General features: G+C 68.1%; 22 protein-coding genes and 2 tRNA genes. 9 read left to right on the top strand and 15 right to left on the bottom strand.

Annotated features, from left to right (window positions below; translation table 11 throughout):
* Positions 1 to 10: 10 nt before the first annotated feature.
* From ACIA8D_RS05560 to ACIA8D_RS05545, 4 genes are all read left to right on the top strand, one after another.
* Positions 11 to 1,438 (top strand): FtsW/RodA/SpoVE family cell cycle protein, encoded by a 1,428-nt coding sequence (locus ACIA8D_RS05560; RefSeq protein ID WP_399228928.1) that lies wholly within the window; start codon positions 11 to 13, stop codon positions 1,436 to 1,438.
* The gene (locus ACIA8D_RS05555; RefSeq protein WP_399228926.1) at positions 1,435 to 2,895 is read left to right on the top strand and encodes a peptidoglycan D,D-transpeptidase FtsI family protein; all 1,461 of its coding nucleotides are present in this window, start codon (positions 1,435 to 1,437) and stop codon (positions 2,893 to 2,895) included. The genes ACIA8D_RS05560 and ACIA8D_RS05555 overlap by 4 nt, the downstream gene beginning before the upstream one ends.
* Before the next feature lie 199 nt (positions 2,896 to 3,094).
* Positions 3,095 to 5,089: a Stk1 family PASTA domain-containing Ser/Thr kinase gene (gene pknB / locus ACIA8D_RS05550; protein ID WP_399228924.1), complete on the top strand. Its 1,995-nt coding sequence runs from the start codon at positions 3,095 to 3,097 to the stop codon at positions 5,087 to 5,089.
* Positions 5,090 to 5,271: 182 nt separating this feature from the next.
* The gene (locus ACIA8D_RS05545; protein ID WP_399228923.1) at positions 5,272 to 6,159 is read left to right on the top strand and encodes a restriction endonuclease; all 888 of its coding nucleotides are present in this window, start codon (positions 5,272 to 5,274) and stop codon (positions 6,157 to 6,159) included.
* Between the two features lie 31 nt (positions 6,160 to 6,190).
* Here the strand turns inward: ACIA8D_RS05545 and ACIA8D_RS05540 are convergent, their stop codons facing one another.
* The 6 genes from ACIA8D_RS05540 to ACIA8D_RS05515 all read right to left on the bottom strand — a co-directional run bounded on the left by ACIA8D_RS05540 (position 6,191) and on the right by ACIA8D_RS05515 (position 10,658).
* The gene (locus ACIA8D_RS05540) at positions 6,191 to 6,931 is read right to left on the bottom strand and encodes a class E sortase (RefSeq protein WP_399228921.1); all 741 of its coding nucleotides are present in this window, start codon (positions 6,929 to 6,931) and stop codon (positions 6,191 to 6,193) included.
* A gap of 61 nt (positions 6,932 to 6,992) precedes the next feature.
* Positions 6,993 to 8,321 carry a class E sortase gene (locus ACIA8D_RS05535; RefSeq protein WP_399228920.1) on the bottom strand — a complete coding sequence of 443 codons (1,329 nt, stop codon included), beginning with the start codon at positions 8,319 to 8,321 and terminating at the stop codon, positions 6,993 to 6,995.
* Positions 8,318 to 8,965, bottom strand: a complete 648-nt coding sequence (locus ACIA8D_RS05530) for an aminodeoxychorismate/anthranilate synthase component II (protein ID WP_399228918.1) — start codon at positions 8,963 to 8,965, stop codon at positions 8,318 to 8,320. The genes ACIA8D_RS05535 and ACIA8D_RS05530 overlap by 4 nt, the downstream gene beginning before the upstream one ends.
* Positions 8,962 to 9,123 (bottom strand): hypothetical protein, encoded by a 162-nt coding sequence (locus tag ACIA8D_RS05525; protein WP_385759119.1) that lies wholly within the window; start codon positions 9,121 to 9,123, stop codon positions 8,962 to 8,964. The genes ACIA8D_RS05530 and ACIA8D_RS05525 overlap by 4 nt, the downstream gene beginning before the upstream one ends.
* 41 nt (positions 9,124 to 9,164) lie before the next feature.
* Positions 9,165 to 9,860, bottom strand: coding sequence for a class E sortase (locus ACIA8D_RS05520; protein ID WP_399228917.1), 696 nt, complete (start codon positions 9,858 to 9,860; stop codon positions 9,165 to 9,167).
* A 30-nt stretch (positions 9,861 to 9,890) separates the two neighbouring features.
* A complete protein-coding gene (locus ACIA8D_RS05515) occupies positions 9,891 to 10,658 on the bottom strand; it encodes a DUF881 domain-containing protein (protein ID WP_399228915.1) in 768 nt (255 codons plus the stop codon).
* Positions 10,659 to 10,811: 153 nt separating this feature from the next.
* Between ACIA8D_RS05515 and crgA the strand changes: the two genes are divergently transcribed.
* Positions 10,812 to 11,069 (top strand): cell division protein CrgA, encoded by a 258-nt coding sequence (crgA, locus tag ACIA8D_RS05510; protein WP_399228913.1) that lies wholly within the window; start codon positions 10,812 to 10,814, stop codon positions 11,067 to 11,069.
* 275 nt (positions 11,070 to 11,344) lie between these two features.
* On the opposite strand, the gene ACIA8D_RS05505 is transcribed toward crgA, so the two are convergent.
* On the bottom strand, positions 11,345 to 12,244 hold the full coding sequence (locus tag ACIA8D_RS05505; protein WP_399228912.1) for a rhomboid family intramembrane serine protease: 900 nt from the start codon (positions 12,242 to 12,244) through the stop codon (positions 11,345 to 11,347).
* 137 nt (positions 12,245 to 12,381) lie between these two features.
* Positions 12,382 to 12,909: a peptidylprolyl isomerase gene (locus ACIA8D_RS05500; RefSeq protein ID WP_399228910.1), complete on the bottom strand. Its 528-nt coding sequence runs from the start codon at positions 12,907 to 12,909 to the stop codon at positions 12,382 to 12,384.
* 281 nt (positions 12,910 to 13,190) lie between these two features.
* Here ACIA8D_RS05500 and ACIA8D_RS05495 point away from each other — a divergent pair, with 281 nt between their 5' ends.
* Entirely contained in the window at positions 13,191 to 13,889 is a 699-nt protein-coding gene (locus ACIA8D_RS05495; RefSeq protein ID WP_399229103.1) for a DUF5324 family protein, read from the top strand.
* Between the two features lie 61 nt (positions 13,890 to 13,950).
* On the opposite strand, the gene ACIA8D_RS05490 is transcribed toward ACIA8D_RS05495, so the two are convergent.
* Positions 13,951 to 14,023, bottom strand: a tRNA-Ala gene (locus ACIA8D_RS05490).
* A 183-nt stretch (positions 14,024 to 14,206) separates the two neighbouring features.
* Between ACIA8D_RS05490 and ACIA8D_RS05485 the strand changes: the two genes are divergently transcribed.
* Positions 14,207 to 14,755 (top strand): helix-turn-helix domain-containing protein, encoded by a 549-nt coding sequence (locus ACIA8D_RS05485; protein ID WP_399228908.1) that lies wholly within the window; start codon positions 14,207 to 14,209, stop codon positions 14,753 to 14,755.
* A 54-nt stretch (positions 14,756 to 14,809) separates the two neighbouring features.
* Complete coding sequence (locus ACIA8D_RS05480) at positions 14,810 to 16,453, top strand: serine/threonine-protein kinase (RefSeq protein ID WP_399228906.1); 1,644 nt, start codon at positions 14,810 to 14,812, stop codon at positions 16,451 to 16,453.
* A 47-nt stretch (positions 16,454 to 16,500) separates the two neighbouring features.
* Here the strand turns inward: ACIA8D_RS05480 and ACIA8D_RS05475 are convergent, their stop codons facing one another.
* Positions 16,501 to 18,003 (bottom strand): hypothetical protein, encoded by a 1,503-nt coding sequence (locus ACIA8D_RS05475; RefSeq protein ID WP_399228904.1) that lies wholly within the window; start codon positions 18,001 to 18,003, stop codon positions 16,501 to 16,503.
* A gap of 148 nt (positions 18,004 to 18,151) precedes the next feature.
* The gene (locus ACIA8D_RS05470; RefSeq protein WP_003999697.1) at positions 18,152 to 18,280 is read right to left on the bottom strand and encodes a DLW-39 family protein; all 129 of its coding nucleotides are present in this window, start codon (positions 18,278 to 18,280) and stop codon (positions 18,152 to 18,154) included.
* A gap of 250 nt (positions 18,281 to 18,530) precedes the next feature.
* Between ACIA8D_RS05470 and ACIA8D_RS05465 the strand changes: the two genes are divergently transcribed.
* A complete protein-coding gene (locus ACIA8D_RS05465; RefSeq protein ID WP_399228903.1) occupies positions 18,531 to 18,872 on the top strand; it encodes a DUF6344 domain-containing protein in 342 nt (113 codons plus the stop codon).
* Between the two features lie 313 nt (positions 18,873 to 19,185).
* Here the strand turns inward: ACIA8D_RS05465 and ACIA8D_RS05460 are convergent.
* The 4 genes from ACIA8D_RS05460 to gyrB form a co-directional block, all read right to left on the bottom strand.
* A tRNA-Ile gene (locus ACIA8D_RS05460) sits at positions 19,186 to 19,259 on the bottom strand.
* A 131-nt stretch (positions 19,260 to 19,390) separates the two neighbouring features.
* Positions 19,391 to 20,083, bottom strand: coding sequence for a DUF3566 domain-containing protein (locus tag ACIA8D_RS05455; RefSeq protein ID WP_399228901.1), 693 nt, complete (start codon positions 20,081 to 20,083; stop codon positions 19,391 to 19,393).
* Between the two features lie 18 nt (positions 20,084 to 20,101).
* Entirely contained in the window at positions 20,102 to 22,729 is a 2,628-nt protein-coding gene (gyrA, locus tag ACIA8D_RS05450; protein WP_399228900.1) for a DNA gyrase subunit A, read from the bottom strand.
* Between the two features lie 41 nt (positions 22,730 to 22,770).
* Positions 22,771 to 24,819, bottom strand: a complete 2,049-nt coding sequence (gene gyrB / locus ACIA8D_RS05445) for a DNA topoisomerase (ATP-hydrolyzing) subunit B (RefSeq protein ID WP_399228897.1) — start codon at positions 24,817 to 24,819, stop codon at positions 22,771 to 22,773.
* Positions 24,820 to 24,941 lie beyond the last annotated feature (122 nt).

The following is a 24,941-nucleotide window of genomic DNA, read 5'->3' as shown; positions in this document are numbered from 1 at the left end:
TCAGCACGCCATGAGTAGTAACTCCACGACCCATACGTCGACCATTGGAGCGATCGGAGCACCCAGCCGGCGCAACACCGAGCTGGCACTCCTCGTGTTCGCCGTGATCATCCCGGTGTTCGCGTACGCCAATGTCGGCCTCGCCCTCGACGGCGAGGTCCCCGCCGGCCTGCTCGGCTACGGCCTCGGCCTCGGCCTGCTCGCGGGCGTCGCCCACATCGTCGTACGGAAGTTCGCGGCGTACGCGGACCCCCTGATGCTGCCGCTGGCCACGCTGCTCAACGGTCTTGGCCTCGTGGTCATCTGGCGGCTCGACCAGTCGAAGCTGCTCCAGTCCATCGACCAGGCCGGCAGCGCCGCACCCAAGCAGCTGATGTACACGGCGATGGGCATCGCGCTCTTCATCGTGGTCCTGATCTTCCTGAAGGACCACCGCGCCCTGCAGCGCTACACCTACATCTCCATGCTCGGCGCCGTGGTCCTGCTGCTGCTCCCGCTCGTTCCGGGCCTCGGCCAGAACATCTACGGCGCCAAGATCTGGATCCACGTCGGCGGCTTCTCCATCCAGCCCGGCGAGTTCGCGAAGATCGTCCTCGCGATCTTCTTCGCCGGCTACCTCATGGTGAAGCGGGACGCCCTGGCACTCGCCTCACGCCGCTTCATGGGCCTGTACCTGCCCCGCGGCCGCGACCTCGGACCGATCCTCGTCGTCTGGGGAATCTCGATCCTCATCCTGGTCTTCGAGACCGACCTCGGAACGTCGCTGCTGTTCTTCGGAATGTTCGTCATCATGCTGTACGTCGCCACCGAGCGGACCAGCTGGATCGTCTTCGGTCTGATGATGTCCGCCGTCGGCGCCGTCGGCGTCGCCACGTTCGAGCCGCACATCCAGCAGCGCGTCGACGCCTGGCTCGACCCGATGAAGGAGTACATGCTCAGCCGGCAGGGCGTGCCCGGCCACTCCGAGCAGGCCATGCAGGCACTGTGGGCCTTCGGCTCCGGCGGCACCCTCGGCACCGGCTGGGGCCAGGGCCACTCCGAACTGATCCGCTTCGCCGCCAACTCCGACTTCGTCCTCGCCACCTTCGGCGAGGAACTGGGCCTCGCGGGCCTCATGGCGATCCTGCTGCTCTACGCACTCATCGTCGAGCGCGGCGTACGCACCGCCCTCGCGGCCCGCGACCCCTTCGGCAAGCTGCTCGCCGTCGGCCTCTCCGGCGCCTTCGCGCTCCAGGTCTTCGTCGTCGCGGGCGGTGTCATGGGCCTCATCCCGCTGACCGGTATGACGATGCCCTTCCTCGCGTACGGCGGATCCTCCGTCATCGCCAACTGGGCGCTCATCGGCATCCTGATCCGGATCAGCGACACCGCGCGGCGGCCCGCCCCGAGCCCCACGCCCAGCCCCGACGCCGAGATGACCCAGGTGGTCCGACCGTGAACAAGCCCCTGCGCCGCATCGCGATCTTCTGCGGACTCCTGGTCCTCGGCCTCCTCATCCGGGACAACTGGCTCCAGTACGTGAAGGCCGACTCGCTCGCCTCCGACAAGGAGAACCGCCGCGTCGCCATCGAGCGGTACTCGACGCCGCGCGGCGACATCATCGTCGACGGCAAGTCCATCACCGGCTCCAAGGCGACCACCGGCACCGACCTCAAGTACAAGCGCACCTGGAAGGACGGGCCCATGTGGTCGCCCGTCACCGGCTACGCCTCCCAGGTCGTCGGCGCCAGCCAGATCGAGAACCTCGAGGACGGCATCCTCAGCGGCAACGACGACCGCCTCTTCTTCCGCAACACCCTCGACATGATCACGGGCAAGCAGAAGGAGGGCGGCAACGTCGTCACCACCCTCAACGCCGACGCGCAGAAGGCCGCCTACGACGGCCTGAAGAACCGCGGCAAGGGTGCCGTCGCCGCCATCGAGCCGTCCACCGGCAAGATCCTCGCGCTCGCCTCCACCCCGTCGTACGACCCGTCGTCCTTCGCCGGGAACTCCATCGACGACGGCAAGACGTTCCAGCGGCTCGACAAGGACAAGGACAAGCCGCTCGTCAACCGCGCGCTGCGCGAGACGTACCCCCCGGGTTCGACGTTCAAGCTGGTGACGGCCGCGGCCGCACTCGAGAGCGGCAAGTACGACCCGGACCAGAAGACCGACACCCCGCTGCCGTGGATCATGCCGGGCACCACGACCCCGTTGAAGAACGAGGGCAACATCCCGTGTGAGAACGCGACGCTGCGCAACGCCCTGCGGGTCTCCTGCAACACCGTCTTCGGCAAGATCGGCTCGGACCTCGGCGTCGACGCGATGCGCGAGGAGGCGGACAAGTTCGGCTTCAACAAGGAGCAGTTCATCCCGGTCCGCTCGAACGCGTCGAACTTCGACGACGACATGAACAAGTCGGAGACCGCGCTCTCCTCGATCGGCCAGTTCAACACCGCCACGACCCCGCTGCAGATGGCGATGGTCGCCTCCGCGATCGCCAACGACGGCAAGCTCATGGAGCCGTACATGGTCGACGAACTGAAGGCCCCGAACCTCGACACCATCGAGAAGACGGACCCGAAGGAGATGAGCCGGCCGCTCTCCGAGCCGAACGCGCAGAAGCTCCAGTCGATGATGGAGACCGTCATCAACGAGGGCACCGGCACCAATGCCAAGATCCCCGGCGTCACCGTCGGCGGCAAGACCGGTACCGCCCAGCACGGTGTCGACAACAGTGAGAAGCCTTACGCCTGGTTCGTCTCCTACGCCAAGACCAGCTCCGGTTCGCCGGTCGCGGTGGCCGTAGTGGTCGAGGACGGCAGCGCCAACCGCGACGACATCTCCGGCGGCGGCCTCGCCGCCCCGATCGCGCGAGACGTGATGAAGGCGGTCGTGGACAGCAAGAAATGAGCCGAGGGAACCCGGTTTCACCGCGCCTTGTGAGCCCGGTCACTCGTTGTTCACATAGATGCACGTGGCGATACCGGTCCTGTCACGGGTCACGGTGGCGACCAGGTCACGCTGGGCAGGCCGGGTACCGTATGGCCCGGACAGCACACCGCCCGACCCGAACGGGACGGTCGGGACCGACGGAGAGGGCTGGTAGGTAATGGAAGAGCCGCGTCGCCTCGGCGGCCGGTACGAGCTGGGCCAGGTGCTCGGCCGTGGTGGCATGGCGGAGGTCTATCTCGCCCATGACACCCGGCTCGGCCGCACCGTGGCGGTGAAGACGCTGCGGGTGGACCTCGCGCGCGACCCGTCGTTCCAGGCCCGGTTCCGCCGGGAGGCCCAGTCGGCCGCCTCGCTCAACCATCCCGCGATCGTGGCGGTGTACGACACGGGCGAGGACTACGTCGACCAGGTCTCCATCCCGTACATCGTGATGGAGTACGTCGACGGATCCACGCTCAGAGAGCTGCTGCACTCCGGCCGCAAGCTGCTGCCGGAGCGCGCCATGGAGATGACCGTCGGCATCCTCCAGGCCCTCGAGTACTCGCACCGCGCGGGCATCGTGCACCGCGACATCAAGCCGGCCAACGTCATGCTGACCCGCACCGGCCAGGTGAAGGTCATGGACTTCGGCATCGCCCGCGCGATGGGCGACGCCGGCATGACCATGACCCAGACCGCCGCCGTCATCGGCACCGCCCAGTACCTCTCCCCGGAGCAGGCCAAGGGCGAACAGGTCGACGCCCGCTCCGACCTGTACTCGACGGGCTGCCTGCTCTACGAGCTGCTGACCGTCCGGCCGCCGTTCGTCGGCGACTCCCCGGTCGCCGTCGCGTACCAGCACGTCCGCGAAGAGGCCCAGGCCCCGTCGGTCTTCGACTCCGAGATCACGCCCGAGATGGACGCCATCGTCCTCAAGGCACTGACCAAGGACCCCGACTACCGCTACCAGTCGGCCGACGAGATGCGCGCCGACATCGAGGCCTGCCTCGACGGCCAGCCCGTCGCCGCCACCGCCGCGATGGGCGCCGTCGGCTACGGCGCGGGACACCCCGACGACCAGCAGACCGCGATGCTGCGCCCGCAGAACGGCGCGGGCCAGACGTCGATGCTGCCGCCGACCAACCCGGACGACGGAGGCTTCGGCTACGACGAGCGGAGCGACCGGCGCCGCCAGGGGAAGAACCGCACATCGACGATCCTCCTCGTCCTCGCGGGCATCCTGGTGCTCGTCGGCGCCGTCCTCATCGGTAGGGAGATCTTCGGCGGCGGAAGCGCCGGCAACGAGTCGTTCAAGGCCCCGAACTTCGTCGGCAAGACGGTCGGCGAGGCCGAGAAGATGGCCGAGAACCGCGACCTCAAGCTGGACTCCAGCAAGTCGGGCCCCTGCGAGGACTACCCCAAGGGCCAGATCTGCTCCCAGACCCCCGAGTCCGGCACCACGGTCGAGAAGAACGACACGGTCACCGTGTCCGTCTCGACGGGGGCGCCCAAGGTGTCCATCCCGGACGTCACGGGTCTGTCCTACGACGAGGCCCGCAGCGAACTGAGCGACAAGGGTTTCTCCAACGTCAACAAGGAAGTCGAGGAGTCCGAGCGCAACCCGGGCACGGTCATCCGACAGGACCCGGACAGCGGCAAGGTCGAAAAGGGCACCGAGATCACCCTGACCGTCGCCAAGAAGAAGGCACTTGTCACCGTCCCGAACGTGGCCGGCGGCAACCTCTCCTGCGACGAGGCCACCCAGCAGCTCCAGGACAACAAGCTCAAGGCGACCTGCGCCGAGGAGGAGAGCACCGCCGCCGAGCCCGGCAAGGTCTTCGCACAGAGCCTCCCCGCGGACAGCCAGGCGGAGCCCGGCTCCACCGTCACGCTGAAGGTCGCCAAGAAGGGCGCGCAGACGCCCGTCCCGAACGTGGTCGGCCAGACCGTGAAGGACGCCAAGAAGATCCTCAACGACGCCGGCTTCAAGAACGTCCAGTTCGCCGACGGCGCCGACCAGGGCGACGCGGCCCGGGTCATCACCCAGGACCCGGCCGCCAACACCGCGTCCGACCCCGCCAACACCACGGTCACCCTGACCACGGTCGGCGGCGGCGGCAACAACGGCGGCAACGACAACGGCGGCATCTTCGGAGGCAACCTCGGCGGCTGACGCTCCGCCACCTGCAACAAGTCCGGAGCCCCGGCCCCCTCCGAGTGAGGGGGCCGGGGCTCCGGTCGTCGTCGGGCGCGTAAGCCCTCTCCGCCTCGCACTCACGTACAGACAGCGAACGTAACTTCATACGATCCGACCCGTTATCCGGACTTGACACCTCCCCAGCGGAAGGAACTCCGGTGATCGACGAATCGGTCCTGATCGAATCCAAATCCCTGCGCCACAGCGTGCTCGACCGCACCGACGTGCTCGACAAGGTAAGGGCCCTGTCACTGCTTCCGGACGGGACACACGTGACGACGGCGATGGTGGCGGCGTACTTCGACGTCGCCGAGACCGTCATCAACAACCTGCTCAGCCGCCACCGGCAAGAACTCACATCCAACGGCCTGCGGGTACTTCGCGGCTTTGAACTGCGCGAATTCAAGGAACTCAACTTGAGTTCCTATCCCCACAGTTTTCCACAGCCCCGCTCCAGCCTCGCGCTGTGGTCCCGCCGAGCCGTCCTCAACGTCGCCATGCTCCTGCGCGACAGCGACATCGCCCGCCAGGTCCGCACCTACCTCCTCGACATCGAATACCTGGCCCGCACCCGCCCCGCCGGCAAACCGGACGCCACCACCCCCGACGCCCCCACCACCGACGCACTCGACGCCCGCATCGACCAGCGCATCGCCGACACCCTCGGCAAGACCGTCGTCCCCATGTTCAACGCCCTGATCGAGACCTCCGGCGAACACCGCCGGGAACTGATCGACCTCCGAACCGGGATCCAGCACGTGGAACACCGGATCCGCCGCCACCACGCGCGACTCCAACGCCTGGAAACAGCGGTGGAGAACCGTCCGCTCCCCGGCACCATGGCGGCCATGGACGCCATGAACGGCCGTCAGTTCGAGAACCACATCGCGTCACTACTCGACCGTGACCACTGCACCGACGTCACCGTCCAAGGAGGCTGGGGAGACCGGGGCATCGACATCACCGCCGAGGCCGGAGTCACGGTCGTGCCCCGCAGCCTGCTGGAGGAGTGGAGCACCGGAGCACCACTGAAGATCCTGGAATGACCTCCCGGAGCCAGGCCAACCGACCAGCGCCCTACCGCAGTTCCTTCGGTGGTGTCCGGTCGCTGTCCACCTTGTCGATCCGCTCCAGCTCGCCCCACACCACGTACCGGTACGTGGACGTGTAGACCGGCGTGCAGGTCGTCAGCGTGATGTACTTTCCGGGCTTCTTCTTGCCCGACTCCTCGGGCACCTTGTCGAGGACGTCCACGTTGTACTTCGAGGTCTCCGGAAGGACGTTGTAGACCTTGTAGACGTACCAGTCGTCCTTCGTCTCGAAGACGATCGGATCGCCCTTCTCGATCTTGTCGATGTTGTGGAACTTGGCGCCGTGCCCGTCCCGGTGCGCGGCCAGCGAGAAGTTGCCGTTCTTCCCGTTCGTCGGCAGCGCCGCCTTCACGGGGTCCGTGTAGTAGCCGGCGACACCATCGTTGAGGATCTTGGTGTCGGTGCCCTTCTCGACCAGCACCTCGCCACCGCTCATCGCGGGCACGTGCAGGAAGCCGATGCCGTTCTTGGTGTCCAGGGCTCCAGGACCGCTGTTGCCCTTCCACTGGTCGCGGATCTTGTCGCCCTGCCTGCCCGCAGCACGATCCGCGACGACGTTGGTCCACCACAGTGAATAGGCGACGAAAAGACCGAGAATCACACCCGCCGTGATGAGCAGTTCACCGAAGACACTGACGGCGGTCGCGATCTTGCCGCGCCGGGGTGACGGCGCGGGCGAGGGGCCCTTTGGTGCGGCTTCTTCCCCATGGTCGGTCGTCGCTGCCACTGCGTCATGCCCCGTCTCTGTGCGCCGTACTGCCCGATGCCTGGTGCCCGGTGGTCCCCGGTTATTCGACGAGCGCGTCCGGCTTGCCCTTGCTCCGCGGACGCTCCTCGACCATCTTGCCCCAGACGATCATTCGATACGTACTGGTGAATTCCGGAGTGCACGTCGTCAGAGTGATGTACCGCCCCGGCTTGGTGAATCCGGAGCCCGCCGGGATCGGGTTCAGCACGGCCGTGTTCGACGGCATCGTCTGCGGGAGGATGCTCGCCATTTTGTACACGTAGTACCTGTCCTGCGTCTCGACCACGATCGGGTCGCCCGGTTCGAGACGGTTGATGAACCGGAACGGCTCGCCGTGCGTATTGCGGTGCCCGGCCACCGCGAAGTTCCCCTGCTTCGCGTCCGGCATCGCGGTCGGAATGCTGTCCTTGTCGTAGTGCCCGACCATCCCCTTGTCGAGCACCTTCGGCTTGCTGATCCCCTCCGCGATCGGCACGACGACGTCCAGCTTCGGGATGTAGAGAATCGCGAAACCCTGCCCCGGCTCGAACGCACCCGGCTTGCGCTTCCCGTTGGCCCAGTCGTCCTCAAGACTGTGCCGGGCGCTGCCGGCGATGTCGTGAGCCCTTATGTTCGACCACCACAGCTGGTAGGTGACGAACAGCAGCATCAACACCCCGATGCTGATGAAGACTTCGCCGACCGCCCGGCTCGCGACCACCCCGGCCCTCGGCTTGGCCGCCCGCGCCGCGGCCCGCGCCTCGACCCGGGTCAACGGCTTGCCGTCCGCCTCCCCATCCGGCTCCTGCCCCGCCGCGGGCGCGGCCGAATGCCGTCCACCGCCCCGCTTGGCGGCCTTCCTGCGCGCGGCCCGGCCACCCGTGGCCGGCGGCGTCCCGACTATTCGCCGGGTGTCCGCCGTCCGCAGGGCAACGGTCTCGTCGTCCCGCGCCGGCTCGGACCCGGACTCCTCCCGTACGGGGGTGTGGGCGGGCTCAGGGGCCTGCTCCTGGGCGTGCTGCACGGCCGCGGGCGCTACGGGCGCCGACTGCGGGACCTGCTGCTGAGCGGCCTGCTGCTGCGCGGCCTGCCGCTGGGCCTGCTGCTGCGCGGCCTGCCGCTGGGCCTGCTGCTGCGCGCCGCCGTACCAGTCCTGGGCGTACCCCTGCGGGTCGTACCACTCCGGCTCCGGCTCGATCCGGCGCTTCGGCTCCTCGACCCGCGGCTGCTCCGGCTGCGCCTCCTGCTCCTGCTCCTGCGCCCCCGACGGCCGGAACCACGGCGACGGATGCTGCCCCGGCAACGGGTCGTTCAGCGGGTCGTCGAGGCGGCTCACGGCATCCTCGAACCCGCCCGCCTCTCCGTCCTGCTCGGGGCGCAATGCGGTCACGCCGAGGCCCTGCCCACGACCGGCGCGAGCCCGGCCGATCTGGCCACGGCGCCCGTGTCCCCGCACTCGACGAGCCAGTTGGCGAGCATCAGGTGCCCGTGCTCCGTGAGCACCGACTCGGGGTGGAACTGCACGCCCTCGACCGGCAGTTCACGGTGGCGCAGACCCATGATGATGCCGTCCTCGGTACGCGCCGTGACCTCCAGCTCCTCCGGAACGGTGCCGGGCTCCGCGGCCAGCGAGTGGTAGCGCGTCGCCGTGAACGGGTCGGGGAGGCCCGCGAAGACCCCCTTCCCCGCGTGCCCGACGAGCGAGGTCTTGCCGTGCAGCAGCTCGGGGGCGCGGTCCACGACACCGCCGTACGCCACCTGCATCGACTGCATACCGAGGCAGACACCGAAGACGGGCACACCGGTCGCCGCGCAGTGCCGCACCATCTCGATGCAGACACCGGCCTGTTCGGGGGCGCCCGGCCCCGGGCTGAGCAGCACGCCGTCGAACCCGTCCTGCGCATGCGAGGTCGTCACCTCGTCGTTGCGCACGACCTCGCACTCGGCACCCAACTGGTACAGGTACTGGACGAGGTTGAAGACGAAGCTGTCGTAGTTGTCGACGACGAGAATGCGGGTCTTTCGCGTGCTCACTGGCCGTTCACCGTCACATCGTTGAAGGGCAGCAGCGGCTCGGCCCAGGGGAAGATGTACTGGAAGAGGACGTACACGACCGCCAGGACGAGCAGGACCGAGATCCCCGCCCTCACCCAGGTGTTCCCCGGCAGATGCCGCCAGATCCAGCCGTACATGCCGGGCTCCCCTTCCACCGTTCTGCGATTACGGCACCAGACTAACGGCGCAGCGCTTTCGGTTTGCCTGCCTCCACAGGCTGAGTGGCATCGAGATGCGCCCAGACGATCAGCCGGTGACTGTGGCCCCACTCCGGCTCACACGTCGTCAGCGTCAGATAGCGCCCGGGCTCCTGGTATCCGGACTTGCGCGGCACCGGGTCGATCACCCCGACATCGCTCGGCAGCGTCTTGTACGGCTTGGTGTCGATGACGTACGTGAACCAGGTCGTCCCGTCGGTGAGCACGACCGGGTCACCCGGCCTGAGCTTCGGGAAGTCCTTGAACGGGTCGCCATAGGTACGACGATGCCCGGCGACCGCGAAGTTCCCCTTCTCCCCGAGCTGGGCCGTGCCCGCGTAGTGCCCGAGCCCCTTCTTGAGGGTGTCGACCTTCGTGTTCTGCAGCACGGGCTTGTTCCACGTGAAACCGAGCCGCGGAATGTACATCACGCCGAAGGGCTTGCCGTCCTTGTACGGGCCCTGCTTCGGCGGCGCCGCACTGGTCCCGCCCTCGGGCGCCGCACTCGCCACCGGCCGCTTCGCCCACTGGTCCTGGAGGTCGTCGATCTGACCGCCCATCGCGCTGTCGGCCTTCACACCGGTCCAGAACAGCACGTAGGCGACAAACAACACGATCAAGGCGCCGACGGTGATGCAGAGTTCGCTGAATGTCCTGATGGCGACACGTACCGACACAGGCCCCCCAGTACGGCGGCTACTCCATGGCTAGTTCACGGGCTTCGCGTAGTGGAGATCCACTGTGCCCGAGTAACCGGGAAGAGTCATCGTCCCGTCGTCCTCGACTTTCCAGCCGAGCCCGTACGCGTTGACGTACAGCATGTAGTTCTGGATCTCCGGCGACGCCGCGACCGCCTGCTTCAGCTTCTCCGGGTCACCGACCGCGGTGATCTTGTACGGGGGCGAGTAGACACGGCCCTGGAGGATCAGGGTGTTGCCGACGCAGCGGACGGCGGACGTGGAGATGAGGCGCTGGTCCATGACCTTGATGCCCTTGGCGCCGCCGTGCCACAGGGCGTTCACCACGGCCTGCAGGTCCTGCTGGTGGATGACCAGGTCGTTGGGCTGCGGGTCGGGGTAGCCGGGGAGCTTGGGAGCGGCGTTCGGCGGGGCGTCGTCGAGTGTGACGGAGATCGCCTCGCCCTTCAGCTTCTTCGTCCCCGACGCCTTCTCCAGGCCGGACAACTTCTCGTCGTCGGCCTTCGTGGAGCCGTTGTCGCGCTCGGCGAGACGCTCGACATCGCCGCGCACCCCGCCGTTGACCGCTTCCAGGTCCTTGTTCTTGCGGCTGCGCTCCTGGATGAGGTCGGAGAGCTTCAGCAGGGACCCGTCCGTCCGGATATTGGTGCCCTTGGCCGTATTGAAACTGGTGAAGAAGATGAGGCCGGCGAGCGCGAAAACGCCCACGGTGAGCAACCGCACGGGCCGCAGGCGCCCACGGGCGGAACTCTTGGCAGGGTCGACGGAATTGCTCAACGTACCCTTATCTCCTTCGACGCCACGGAAGCACTACGCTAACGGACGCCCGGAGGAGCACGGGGAATCCCCACAACTTCCCCTTGTACGCTGCTCCGGAGCCAGCCCACGTACTCTGCGCGGCCACGCAGCGCATCGACAGGAGAGACCCTCGTGCCGAAGTCACGTATCCGCAAGAAGGCCGACTACACGCCGCCGACGGCGTCGAAGCAGGCAGCCAATATCAAGCTGACCAACCGCGGCTGGGTGGCGCCGGTGATGCTGGCGCTGTTCCTTGTCGGGCTCGTCTGGATCGTCGTCTTCTACGTGGCCGACGGCACGCTGCCGATCAAGGCGCTCGGCAACTGGAACATCGTCGTGGGCTTCGGCTTCATCGCCGGCGGCTTCGGCGTCTCCACCCAGTGGAAGTAGCCGCGGAAGTAGCTCTGCCCTGAGCTATCCACTGAGTTATCCACAGACTCCGCTGAAGTTTCCACAGCCGTGGAAAAGGTCGCATGATCTGTGGATAACCCACTGAGCGTTGACGCCGGTGTGACCGGTCCACCTTCGCTCGACCACCTGTTCGCCCCTTGTCCCTCCTGGTCAAACCCAGGTTGATGACGAGGGGCACAGTTGTTCCCCACAGGATGCACAAGATCCGGCACACGCTGTGGACAACCCCGGTCATCATCCGTGGACAACCGGGCTCAGGTGAGCTGCGCGGTCCTGACGACGACGGTGACGACGACGGCGAGCAGAACCAGCCCACAGGCCCCGTACTGCACGAGCGCGCGACGCTCGCGCGGGGCATGGACCATCGCGTAGCCAACGATCAGACCGCCGACGAGCCCGCCGATGTGCGCCTGCCAGGCGATGTTGAAGCCCGGGGTGAACGTGAAGATCAGGTTGATCACGAGCAGCGCGATGACCGGCCGCAGGTCGTAGTTGAGCCGCCGCATCAGGATCGCCGTGGCGCCGAACAGACCGAAGATCGCACCGGAGGCGCCGAGCGAGGGCTGGTTCTGATCGGCGAGCAGGTAGGTCAGCGCGCTGCCGGCCAGACCTGAGACCAGGTACAGCGCGATGTAGCGGGCCCGGCCGAGGGCGGCTTCCAGTGGGCCGCCGATCCACCACAGGCTGAGCATGTTGAAGGCGATGTGGATGTAGGAGCCGTGCAGGAACATCGCGGTGAGCAGCCGGTACCACTGTCCTTCGGCGACGCCTTCGAGGCCGCCGAGGTCGGATGCCAAGGCGAGGCCGATCATCTCGAACCGCTCGGTGAACCGCTCGCCGACCGCCATCTGCACCACGAACACGGCCACACAGATCCCGATCAACACCTTGGTGACCAGGCGCGGATCGGAGGTGATCGCGCCGCCCGCCATGGTCCTCGGCTGGTTCGCGTTCGGCGCGTGCCCGGTCCCCGAGCCGCTGCGCACGCATTCCGGGCATTGGAATCCGACGGAGGCGCTGACCATGCATTCGGGGCAGATGGGCCGCTCGCATCGGGTGCAGCTGATGCCGGTCGGGCGGTCCGGGTGCCGGTAGCAGCCGGGCAGGCCCTGGGCGTCCTTCGGTTCCTGTGGGCTGCCGGGCGCCTGATCCATGGCGGTCGTCCCCTCGGGTCTTTGGTCGAGCGGTCGGGTGTGTGTACGTCGTCGTCGCGCGGTCGCGCAACGCACCGCCCCGCCCCCGTGCCTACGAACAGGCGACGGACGGCGGGGCGCATTGGTTCCCTGCGGGGCTACCGGGTCTCTACGGAGACGGTCTCGATCACTACGTCGTTGACGGGCCGGTCGGTGCGCGGGTTGGTCTGCGTACCGGCGATGGCGTCGACGACCTTCTGGCTGGCCTCGTCGACGACCTCGCCGAAGATGGTGTGCTTGCGGGTCAGCCAGTCGGTGGTCTGGACGGTGATGAAGAACTGCGAGCCGTTCGTGCCGGGTCCCGCGTTGGCCATGGCCAGCAGGTACGGCTTGTCGAAGGCGAGGTCGGGGTGGAACTCGTCCTGGAACTGGTATCCGGGGCCGCCCGTGCCGTTGCCGAGCGGGTCGCCGCCCTGGATCATGAACCCGCCGATGACGCGGTGGAAGATCGTGCCGTCGTAGAGGGGTGCGGTGGACTTCTGCCCGGTCTGCGGGTTGGTCCATTCACGCTCGCCCTTGGCGAGCTCCACGAAGTTCTTGACCGTCTTGGGGGTGTGGTTCGGCAGCAGCCGGACCTCGATGTCGCCCTGGTTGGTCCTGAGAGTGGCGTACAGCTGCTCGGCCACGATCTGCCTTCCGTTGACATTTGTGCCCCCCGATCCTCGCATGGCGCCCTCTCGGTGAACCCGGACGGACTTGTCAGGGTTGTGCGGGGGTTTCGGCAGCCGAAAACCGGTCTACTCGCAGTCGAAGAGGCGCGCCCCGCCACGATCCGTGGCATTGTCGTCGCCAAGTCCCTTTATCAAGCCGTACCAAGCCTTACCACCGCATTGACGCTCCCGGCAGGCATGATCCGCGAAAGGGTGGAAAGGTGAAAAACCTGTACGCCACCGAGGAGGAGGATCCCGTGACCCGCATCGACAGCGTGCGTGCCGCGACCGGCTCTGCGAAGGACAGCGTGCTGCATGCCGCGGAAGTGGTGGCGCCCTACGCCGAGTCGGCGAGGGACCGTGCCACGACGTACGCGCAAGAGGCGCGCGTCGCGCTCGGGCCCAAGGTTTCGCAGGCCGCACACCAGGCGCGTGCTCAGTACGACACGCACCTCGCTCCGCGCCTCGAGCAGGCGCGGACGCATGTCCCGCCGAAGCTCGACCAGGCCGCGCACGACGCGGCGTCCCGTACCCGTGAGGCTGCCCGGCAGGCGGCGGCGTACTCGAAGCCGCGCATCGAGCAGGCGGTGGCCGCGTCCGAGCCGGTTCGCAAGGAGGCCGCGGCCCGTGGCAGTGCGGCCTACTCGGGGCTGCGCGGCGACGTCTCGCCGAAGGAGATCCGCAAGCTGGTGCGCAAGCACGAGCGCCGGGCCCGTTCCGGTCGGATCGCCAAGCGTCTTGTTGTTCTCGGCATCCTCGCGGGCGGTGCGTTCGCCGCGTGGAAGTGGTGGGACAAGCAGGCCAATCCGGACTGGCTGGTGGAGCCGCCGGCCGCCACCGAGGTTCCCGACAGTGCGCCGCTGACCTCTGTCGACGGCAGTGGCCGGGACATCCTCGATCCGGAGGTGCAGGCGAAGCAGGCCGAGGCGGACACGTCCGTGGAGGACGAGCGCTGAGGTCCCGATACGGCGAAAGCCCCTCCGACCAGGAAGTTCTGGTCGGAGGGGCTTTCCGCTGTGGAGCCTAGGGGAGTCGAACCCCTGACATCTGCCATGCAAAGACAGCGCTCTACCAACTGAGCTAAGGCCCCGAAAACGATGCGTTCCACCGGAAGTTTCACGTTCCGGTTCGGCACCGCAGACCAGAGTACCGGTTCACCCCCTGAATCCTGCAAAAAGATTGGGGGTCCCGGCGGGCGACCACTCTCCGTAAGATGCCCCACGTGCTTCGCGGCAGCGAAGGACCGTACTTGGGGAAGCGATGGGGAGACGCAATGGACGCCGCACAGCAGGAAGCCACCGCAAGAGCCAGGGAGCTCCAGCGGAACTGGTACGGGGAGCCGCTGGGGGCGCTCTTCCGTCGGCTGATCGAGGATCTGGGGCTCAACCAGGCCCGCCTCGCGGGGGTGCTCGGGCTTTCCGCCCCCATGCTGTCGCAGCTGATGAGCGGCCAGCGCGCGAAGATCGGCAACCCTGCTGTGGTGCAGCGCGTGCAACTCCTGCAGTCGCTGGCGGGTCAGGTCGCCGACGGCAGTGTCAGTGCGGCCGAGGCCACCGAGCGGATGGACGAGATCAAGAAGTCGCAGGGCGGGTCGGTGCTCAGCAACACCGGGCAGGCGTCGAACAGTTCGGGTGCGCCGACGGTGAAGCGCGTGGTGCGTGAGATCCAGTCGCTGCTGCGTTCCGTTTCGGCCGCGAGCGACATCATCGAGGCGGCGGACTCGCTCGCCCCGAGCCATCCCGAACTGGCAGAGTTCCTCCGGGTGTACGGCGCGGGGCGCACCTCCGACGCGGTCGCCCACTACCAGTCGCACCAGAGCTGACCCCGGTCTGGCGCGGCACTGTGTCCGGCTCCGGGAGGGGAGCGACGCACGACCATGGGTGAGGTCTTCGCCGGCCGGTACGAACTGGCCGATCCGATCGGCCGCGGGGGAGTGGGCGCTGTCTGGCGCGCCTGGGACCACCGGCGCCGCCGCTATGTGGCGGCGAAGGTTCTGCAGCAGTCCGATGCCCACACTCTGCTGCGCTTCGTGCGCGAGCAGGCGCTGCGTATCGATCACCCGCATGTCCTGGCCCCGGCCAGTTGGGCCGCGGACGACGACAAGGTCCTGTTCACCATGGATCTGGTCGCCGGCGGCTCGCTCGTCCACCTGGTCGCGGACTACGGGCCGCTGCCGCCCCAGTTCGTCTGCGTCCTCCTCGATCAGCTCCTTTCGGGGCTCACCGCTGTGCATGCCGAGGGTGTGGTGCACCGCGACATCAAGCCCGCCAATCTTCTGCTCGAGGCCACCGGGACCGGGCTGCCGCATCTGCGTGTGTCCGATTTCGGCATCGCGATGCGCAAGGGCGAGCCGCGTCTGACGGAGGCGGACTATGTCGTGGGTACGCCGGGATACTTCGCGCCCGAGCAGGAGTTGGGCGCGGAGCCCGACTTCCCCGCGGACCTGTTCGCTACGGGGCTCGTCGCGCTTCATCTCCTCGAGGGCGCCATGCCCGACTCCCAGGCGCTGATCGAACACTTCGAGGAACACGGCACTCCGAGGGCGCCGCAGGGCGTGCCGGGGCCGCTGTGGGGCGTCCTCGCCGGGCTGCTGCAACCGGATCCCGATACGCGGTTCCGCACTGCGAACGGGGCCCGCAAGGCCCTTCTCGCCGCCTCCGAACTGCTCCCGGAGCCGGGGCCCGACGACGAGCTGATCGAGGTCTTCGACCAACTCGGCCCTCTCCCCCCGGGCTTCGGCCCGGGCGGTCCGGCGGTACGGGGCCGCCGGGCCCGGCCGGTGAGCGGGTCGGGGACGCCGGAGGTCGGGGTCGGCGCGGCGGGGCACGGGGCGGGGCCGCCGGTGCACGAGCAGTCGACGGCGGGGCGGGGCGCCGACTCCCCGGTTCACGGGGCGGGCACGAGCGGGCAGGGCGCGTTCTCGGCGGGCCATGGGGCCGGTCCGGGCACGGCGATGCCACATATTCCGCCACCACCCACCAACACCCCGCTCCCACCACGACCTTCGGCGCCGCCCGAACCCTTGGGGTTCCCGGAAGGAGGGGCGGCGTTCCCCGAGGGCATGGCGTTCCCCACGCCTTCGACCCCTCCGGCTCCACCCGTGCCCCCAGCTCGCGAGGTGCCTCCGGTGCCCGAGATGCCACCTGCGCCCCCGACCGGCCTCACCCCGCCCCCGGTCGGCCACGCCACGCCACCAGCCACGCACACGAACACGCACACCCCGCCGTCCGGGCCCACGCCGCCACCGCTCCTCCCGGAACCGACGACCGACCGCGAACCCGAGCCCGTACCCGTACCGGCACACGCTCCGGAACCGGCCCCCGAACAATCGCTTCTCGCCCCGCACCCGTCCGCCCCCTCCCCGCTCGACCCTCCCCAGGCCCGTCACTCTCTGTACGCACCCGGCGACGGCGAAGTTCCCCGGCCCCGGCCAGGACCACCCGCGAGGGTGACGATCCCGGTGCTGCTCCTCGCGCTGACCTGCTTCGCGGTGGGCATCTGGGCACTGACCCGCCCCTGATCCCCCGACGCCCTGACCGCTCCCGCCGTGGCCGGACAGTGCCCCGCTCACCCCTGCGCGCGCCGCACCTTCCGTACGGCGACCACCCGCCACAGCACCAGCCACAGCACCAGCGCGGTCCCGGTGCCGACTCCGGTCACCCCCACCAACGTCATCAGGTCGTCCCTCAACGGCGCCGCAGACGAGGCCTCCGCACCTCCCGAAGCTCCAGCACGCCCACTCGCGGAACCAGATCCAGAAGATCCAGAACCCTCACCGGCCCCGGAACCCGACCCCGAAGCCGACCTGGAGCCCGCCTCCGAGCCGGCGGCCCCGACGTCCCATTCCGCCCCGCCTTCCCCCCGCTCGGCGGCCGTCAGGTCCTCGGACGTCACTTGGAACTCTCCCGGGTCCCGCACATAGTCGGGCGCCTGCTTCGCCTCCCCGTCGACGGCCACCCGCAACGTCATCCCGAGGCCCCCGGCACCGGTCTTCTGCGCCATCGCCGGGTTGAGCGTGACCTTGAGCCAGTACCAGCCGGCGAGGCCCGTCGCCGCCTCGTCCCCGCGCGACAGCAGACGGTTTCCGTACGCGACGGGCGGCAGCGGCTCGAACGCGGCCGGCTTCGTGCCACCCGGGTACGCGGCGCCCTTGGTCGCCACCGGCGCCCGCGCGGGGTTGTACAGCTCCATGTCGAGCGCCCCCTGGACCGTTCCCCGGGCTCTGTCATCCGTCGAGCCGTCCAACTCGGCTCCGATGGCGAGCTGTTGCCCCCAGTCCACCGGCACCCGGTAGAAGTGGCTCTGCCCGGGCCCGATCCGGTCCTTCCAGGCGCCGGACGTCAGCGCTCGCGCATCGTTGAACCCGGTGCCCCCGCTGCGCCGCGCGCCGGCCCCCGAGGGCAGCGCCGCCGGCTCCGAAGGCCAGGACCGCGCGCCGGCCCCGGGGGCGGTGGACACGAGGCCCGGTTCGGTGGCCACCCGCAGTTCGAGTCCCCAGTCCCGTTCGCTCGACCCGGCGGCCGCCGTCCGCTCCACGACCACGTAGTACGTCCCGGCCGACTGGCATCGCAGCCCTCCGGGACGTACGGAGCGCTCGACCGCCGCCGCGACCGTCCGCGGATAGGGGCCGGAGCGGAACGTCGCACGTTCGGCGTCGCACTGATTGCCCTGGGCGTCCCGCAGGGACACCGCGATGCCGTCCGCGGCCGCCGCCTTCACTGCCGAACCCAGCGGAGGCACGGCCACGACCGAGGCGTACGCGGTGGCGGCCCCGTCCAGTTCGACGCGGTAGTAGGCGGTGGCGCCGTCCGCCGCCGCGAGTGAACTCCGGTAGGTCGCCCCCGTCTTGAGCTCCGCCGCCGTGGCGCCACTGCGCGCCCCGTCGACGCTCTGGGCGCCCTCGGCGAACTCGTACGGATTTCCGTTCCCCGTCGCCGGCACCGTCGCCGACGCCGCCCCGGGCAGCGCCAACACCAGCACGAGCGCCGCGCACAGGCCCGCCCCGGCAGCGCCCCTCGCCGGGCCCCGGCCGCGCCGCCCCTTCCTCAGCCGCCTCAGGAGTCTCCCCATGGACGGCCATCCTGCCTTTCCACTCCGTGCGGTGTCCGGCGTGCGACGGTTTCCCGCCACGCGATCGCACAGGTGAACACGGACCGGACAGCACAGGGCCCCGGCCGCTGCTGCGACCGGGGCCCTGTGAAGTGACTGCTGTCGATACTCACGAACCCGTGGGCACGGAGTCAGTCGCCTCCGTCCACAGATCCTGCTCGGCGCGATCCGCCTGGATCTGGCGGTACACGAGGAGCCCGCCGATGGCGGCCAGTGCGACCAGGAGAAGCTTCTTCACCGCGCGACCTCGTCTTTCCTTGACGTAGGGGACTTCTGGCGCCCGACTATACACACCGATCGATACCGATCGGTGACCTGGATCCACCTCAACTCGGCCCCTGAGGACAGCAGTAGAAACGGCCCTTTGCGCCCATCCGAGTGGTGTTCATCTGAATATCGACGCCCCGCGAGCGTCGGTCCCCCACTGGCGGGTCCCCATCCACATCATGAGGAAAGTACGCAAATCGCCCAACCTGAAATGAGGGGCCATGACCAAGCAGAAGGTCATGACGGTGTGGACCGTCATCATCTCGGCATTCATCGCGCTGTTCGCGGCGCTCGGACTCACCTCCCCGGCCACCGCGGCCGCCCCGTCAGCTCCCGCTCAGCAGCCGGAGAAGACCCAGACCGCGGCGGTCAGCACCCCCGCCCCCGCGTCGGTCCGCCCGTACTGGGCGTTCAAGAGGTCGCTGCCACCGACGATGAAGCAGCGCATCCGCGCCGAGGCCCACGGTTCCTCCCCCAGCGCCCGCCATCGCCCGCCGGCCGACACGGAACAGCGCAACGCCGACAGCCACCTGGCGTCCGAGTCCCTCACCACGCAGCTGTAGCCCGCACCACGCAGCAGACGTAGACGTCGACGTAGAAGCGCAGCGGTACAGACGGAACAGCAGCACAGACGGAACAACCGGGCGGACAGCTACGCCCGGACGCGGCGGAGCGACGCGGCAGAACCCGACGCAACAGACGCACCGCACAACGACAGAACCGCACAACAGAACAGCAGGACTGTCGAACGAGGCCCCAGCCATCCCCTACGGCTGCGCGGGCCCATCGGCATGTCCGCCCACGATCTCCGCCCAGGCTCCGCCCCGCATACAGCAGAAGACCCCCAAGCGTTTCCGCTTGAGGGTCCTCATGATGTGGGGCTAACAGGATTTGAACCTGTGGCCTCATCCTTATCAGGGATGCGCTCTAACCAACTGAGCTATAGCCCCGCCGCGCTCTGCGGTGTGTGTCCCGCGCGCTGACTCCTGAAGATTAGCGCACTGGGGGGCCAGTCCCAAAATCGATAGTCCTGGCCCGTCCACCAGCGGGTCTTTCAGGCCTCAGGAAGCCGGGGGAACGGTCACTCGTCCTCGGCGAGCGTGAGCTCGACACCGCCGACGAAGCCCGCGGAGAGGTTGTAGATGAACGCGCCGAGCGTCGCCAGGGCCGTGGCCAGGACGACGTCGATGACGGCGATGACCGTCGTGAACATCAGGACGCGCGGCAGCGAAAGGAACGACTGCAGGTCGAAGCCGTTGGACTCGTTCGAGCCCGTGGCCTCGGAGATCGTGCCGCCGACCGTGGAGAAGACCCCCATGGCGTCCATGACCATCCACAGCACGGCGGCCGCGATGATCGTGCAGATGCCGAGCGCGATGGACAGCAGGAAGCTGACCTTCATCACCGACCACGGGTCCGCCTTGGCGACCCGCAGCCGGGCCTTGCGCGTACGCGGGGTGGTGCGCGCCCCGGTGCGCGGCCTGCGGGCCCCGTCCGGTGAGTTCTGGTACGCCTGCGGCGGGTGATACGGCTGGGCCGGCTGCTGCGGGCGCTCGCCCGGCAGGGCACCGCTGCCGCCACCGGACGAGTACTGCTGGGTCTGCGGACCTCGGGTGTCCGTCACAGTTCCCCCCTGGGATCCATGAGACTCGTTCGAGTCGGTCGAGTCGGTTGAGCCTTTGACGTCATCGACGTCGTGAGCGGAGCCACGGCCGCTCTCGGTTTCCGTACCGGTGGATGTCCCGGTAGAGCCTGCGCCCGTGGCTCCGCTCACGATGACTCACTCCTCGCGCTACTCGGCCGAGGACTGTCCGCCCTCGTCCGTTCCGACGGCCGTCTCACCCGCGGTGGAATCGTCGATGTCGGCACCGTCCGCGTCCTGCGGGACGTCGCCGTCGACTTCCTCCGCCTCACGGCCGGCCTCGGCGTTACGAGCGATGCCGACGACGGCATCGCGCTTGCCCAGGTTGATCAGTTGGACGCCCATGGTGTCACGGCCCGTCTCCCTGACCTCGTTGACTCGCGTACGAATCACACCGCCGGACAGCGTGATGGCGAGGATCTCGTCGGTCTCCTCGGTCACCAGCGCGCCGACCAGCTCGCCGCGGTCCTCCACGATCCTGGCGGCCTTGATACCGAGGCCGCCGCGACCCTGGACGCGGTACTCGTCGACGTTGGTCCGCTTCGCGTACCCACCGTCGGTGGCGGTGAAGACGAACGTACCGGCACGCACGACATTCATCGAGAGCAGCTCGTCCTCCTCGCGGAAGCTCATGCCCTTGACGCCGGACGTGGCACGCCCCATCGGACGCAGTGCTTCGTCCGTGGCGGTGAACCGGATGGACTGCGCCTTCTTACTGATGAGCAGCAGGTCGTCCTCGGCGGACACCAGCTCGGCACCGATCAGCTCGTCGTCCGAACCGTCCGCCTTCTCGCGGAGGTTGATGGCGATGACGCCACCGGAGCGCGGCGAGTCGTAGTCCTTCAGCGGCGTCTTCTTGACGAGACCGGCCTTCGTGGCGAGCACCAGGTAGGGCACCGCTTCGTAGTCGCGGATCGCGAGGATCTCGGCGATCGACTCGTCCGGCTGGAAGGCGAGCAGGTTCGCGACGTGCTGACCGCGCGCGTCACGCCCGGCGTCCGGGAGTTCGTACGCCTTCGCGCGGTAGACGCGTCCCTTGTTGGTGAAGAAGAGCAGCCAGTGGTGCGTCGTCGACACGAAGAAGTGGTCGACGATGTCGTCTTCCTTGAGCTTCGTGCCGCGTACGCCCTTGCCGCCGCGCTTCTGGGAGCGGTAATCGTCGGTCTTGGTGCGCTTGACGTAGCCGCCGCGCGTGATGGTGACGACGATGTCCTCTTCGGCGATCAGGTCCTCGATGGACATGTCGCCTTCGAAGGGCACCAGCTTGGTGCGGCGGTCGTCGCCGAACTTGTCGACGATCTGCTGCAGCTCCGAGCTGACGATCTGGCGCTGCCGCTCGGGGGAGGCCAGGATCGCGTTGTACTCGTTGATCTTCTGCTGGAGCTCGTCGTGCTCCTGGACGATCTTCTGGCGCTCCAGGGCGGCCAGTCGGCGCAGCTGCATCTCGAGGATGGCGTTCGCCTGGATCTCGTCGATCGACAGGAGCTCCATGAGGCCCCCGCGCGCGACGTCGACGGTCTCACTGCGCCGGATGAGCGCGATGACCTCGTCGATGGCGTCCAGGGCCTTCAGGAGGCCACGCAGGATGTGTGCGCGCTCCTCGGCCTTGCGCAGGCGGAACTTCGTGCGGCGGACGATGACCTCGATCTGGTGCGTCACCCAGTGGCGGATGAACGCGTCGAGGGACAGCGTGCGCGGCACGCCGTCGACCAGTGCCAGCATGTTGGCGCCGAAGTTCGTCTGCAGGTCGGTGTGCTTGTACAGGTTGTTCAGCACGACCTTGGCGACGGCGTCCCGCTTCAGGACGATGACCAGGCGCTGTCCCGTACGGGACGACGTCTCGTCGCGGACGTCCGCGATGCCGCCGACCTTGCCGTCCTTCACGAGGTCGGCGATCTTCTGGGCGAGGTTGTCCGGGTTGACCTGGTAGGGCAGCTCGGTGACGACCAGGCACTGGCGGTTCTGGATCTCCTCGACTGCGACGACCGCGCGCATCGTGATGGAGCCGCGGCCCGTGCGGTACGCCTCCTCGATGCCCTTGCGGCCCACGACGAGGGCGCCGCTCGGGAAGTCGGGGCCCTTGATGCGCTCGATGAGGGCTTCCAGGAGGTCCTCGTGCGAGGCCTCCGGGTTCTCCAGGTACCACTGGGCGCCGGCCGCCACCTCGCGCAGGTTGTGCGGCGGGATGTTGGTGGCCATGCCGACCGCGATGCCCGCCGAACCGTTGACCAGCAGGTTCGGGAAGCGCGCCGGCAGGACGGTGGGCTCCTGGGAGCGGCCGTCGTAGTTGTCCGTGAAGTCGACGGTCTCCTCGTCGATGTCACGGACCATCTCCATGGACAGCGGCGCCATCTTGCACTCGGTGTAGCGCATGGCGGCCGCGGGGTCGTTGCCCGGGGAACCGAAGTTTCCGTTGGAATCCACCAGCGGCATGCGCATCGACCACGGCTGGGCGAGGCGCACCAGGGCGTCGTAGATCGAGGAGTCGCCGTGCGGGTGGTAGTTGCCCATGACGTCGCCGACGACGCGGGCGCACTTGTAGAAGCCCTTCTCGGGCCGGTAGCCGCCGTCGTACATGGCGTACAGGACGCGGCGGTGGACGGGCTTGAGGCCGTCTCGTACGTCGGGCAGCGCGCGGGACACGATGACGGACATCGCGTAGTCCAGGTAGGAGCGCTGCATCTCCGTCTCGAGCCCTACGGGCTCGATGCGCATCGCGATGGCGCTGCCGTCCACGTTCTCTTCAGGCGGCGGCGTGGGGGTGTTCTCGTCGGCCATTGCTGGTCAAGATCCTTTCTGCGCGGTCAGCTGAGACCGACTCAGATGTCGAGGAAGCGGACGTCCTTGGCGTTGCGCTGGATGAACGAGCGCCGGGCCTCGACGTCCTCGCCCATGAGGACCGAGAACAGGTCGTCGGCCTGGGCGGCGTCGTCGAGCGTGACCTGGCCGAGCACGCGGTGCTCCTGGTCCATGGTCGTGACGCGCAGCTCCTCGGCGTTCATCTCGCCGAGACCCTTGAAGCGCTGGACCGAGTCGTCCTTGATGCGCTTACCGGCCTGCCGGCCCATTTCGATCAGGGCGTCGCGCTCACGGTCCGAGTACGCGTACTCGAAGTCGTCACGGCCCCACTTGATCTTGTAGAGCGGCGGGCGGGACAGGAACACGTGGCCCGCCTCGACCAGCGGCCGCATGAAGCGGAACAGGAAGGTCAGCAGCAGGGTGTTGATGTGCTGGCCGTCGACGTCGGCGTCCGCCATCAGGATGATCTTGTGATAGCGGAGCTTCTCGATGTCGAAGTCCTCGTGGACTCCGGTGCCGAAGGCCGAGATCAGCGCCTGGATCTCCTGGTTGTGCAGGATCTTGTCGATGCGCGCCTTCTCGACGTTCAGGATCTTGCCTCGGATGGGCAGGATGGCCTGGTACATCGGGTCACGGCCGGACTTGGCCGAGCCGCCGGCGGAATCACCCTCGACGATGAAGATCTCGCACTTGGTGGGGTCGTTCGACTGGCAGTCGGAGAGCTTGCCCGGCAGGGACGCGGTCTCCAGGAGGCCCTTGCGACGGGTCAGGTCACGGGCCTTGCGGGCCGCCACGCGCGCGGTGGCCGCCTGGATGGCCTTGCGGATGATGTCCGTGGCCTCGACGGGGTTGCGGTCGAGCCAGTCCTGGAGGTGCTCGTAGACGACCTTCTGGACGAAGGTCTTCGCCTCGGTGTTGCCCAGCTTGGTCTTGGTCTGGCCCTCGAACTGCGGCTCGCTCAGCTTGATCGAGATGATCGCCGTCAGACCCTCGCGGATGTCGTCGCCCGTGAGGTTGTCGTCCTTCTCGCGCAGCAGCTTCTTGTCGCGCGCGTACCGGTTGATGAGACCGGTCATCGCGGCGCGGAAGCCCTCCTCGTGGGTGCCGCCCTCGTGCGTGTGGATCACGTTGGCGAAGGAGTAGACGCCCTCGCTGTAGCTGGTGTTCCACTGCATCGCGACCTCGATGGAAAGGAGCTTGTCCTTGTCCTCGGCCTCGATGTCGATCACGGAGGGGTGGACGACCTCTCCCTTGCGGGAGTTGAGGTACTTCACGAAGTCGACGATGCCGCCTTCGTAGTGGTACGACACCGAACGCGGCTCGAAGGCGGTGTCGTCGCCCGCCTCGTTCGTGTCCGCGCCGGCCGTGGCCTTCGCGATGTCGCGCTCGTCCGTGAGGTTGATCCTCAGGCCCTTGTTGAGGAAGGCCATCTCCTGGAAGCGCCGCGACAGCGTCTCGAAGGAGTACTCGGTGGTCTCGAAGATGTCGCCGTCGGCCCAGAACGTGACCGAGGTGCCGGTCTCGTCCGTGGCCTCGTGCTTGGCGAGCGGGGCCGTCGGGACGCCGGCCTTGTACTCCTGCGTCCAGCGGTGGCCCTCGGTCTTGATCTCGACCGAGACCTTCGTGGACAGCGCGTTGACGACGGAGACGCCCACGCCGTGCAGACCACCGGAGACGGCGTAGCCACCGCCTCCGAACTTGCCGCCCGCGTGCAGGACGGTGAGCACGACCTCGACGGCGGGCTTGCCCTCGGAGGGGATGATGCCCACGGGGATGCCACGGCCGTTGTCGACGACGCGGACGCCGCCGTCGGGCAGGATCGTGACGTCGATCGTGTCCGCGTGACCTGCCAGGGCCTCGTCGACGGAGTTGTCCACGACCTCCTGCACCATGTGGTGAAGGCCACGCTCACCGGTCGAGCCGATGTACATGCCGGGTCGCTTGCGGACCGCGTCCAGCCCTTCGAGGACGGTGATCGCACTGGCGTCGTACGAGGCCTCTGTGGCCTCGACGTGCTCTTCGGCGTCGGTGGACGGGATGTTCTCGTTGGGGTTGCCGGAATCGGCCACGAAGCGCCCTTTCTGGCACAGCACAAGCCAAGCTCCCGGTTGGTGGCCGGAGCGGCTGCGGCGTGTTTGTTCGGTAAGCCCTGATCAGCGTTGCTCGGTGCGTCCCACAAGTGGGGCGGGAT

The sequence above is a fragment of the Streptomyces sp. NPDC051684 genome, assembly GCF_044453445.1.
GTDB lineage: Bacteria > Actinomycetota > Actinomycetes > Streptomycetales > Streptomycetaceae > Streptomyces.
The sequence above is the reverse complement of the archived record's forward strand: the minus strand, read 5'-3'. Positions and strand labels throughout refer to the sequence as shown.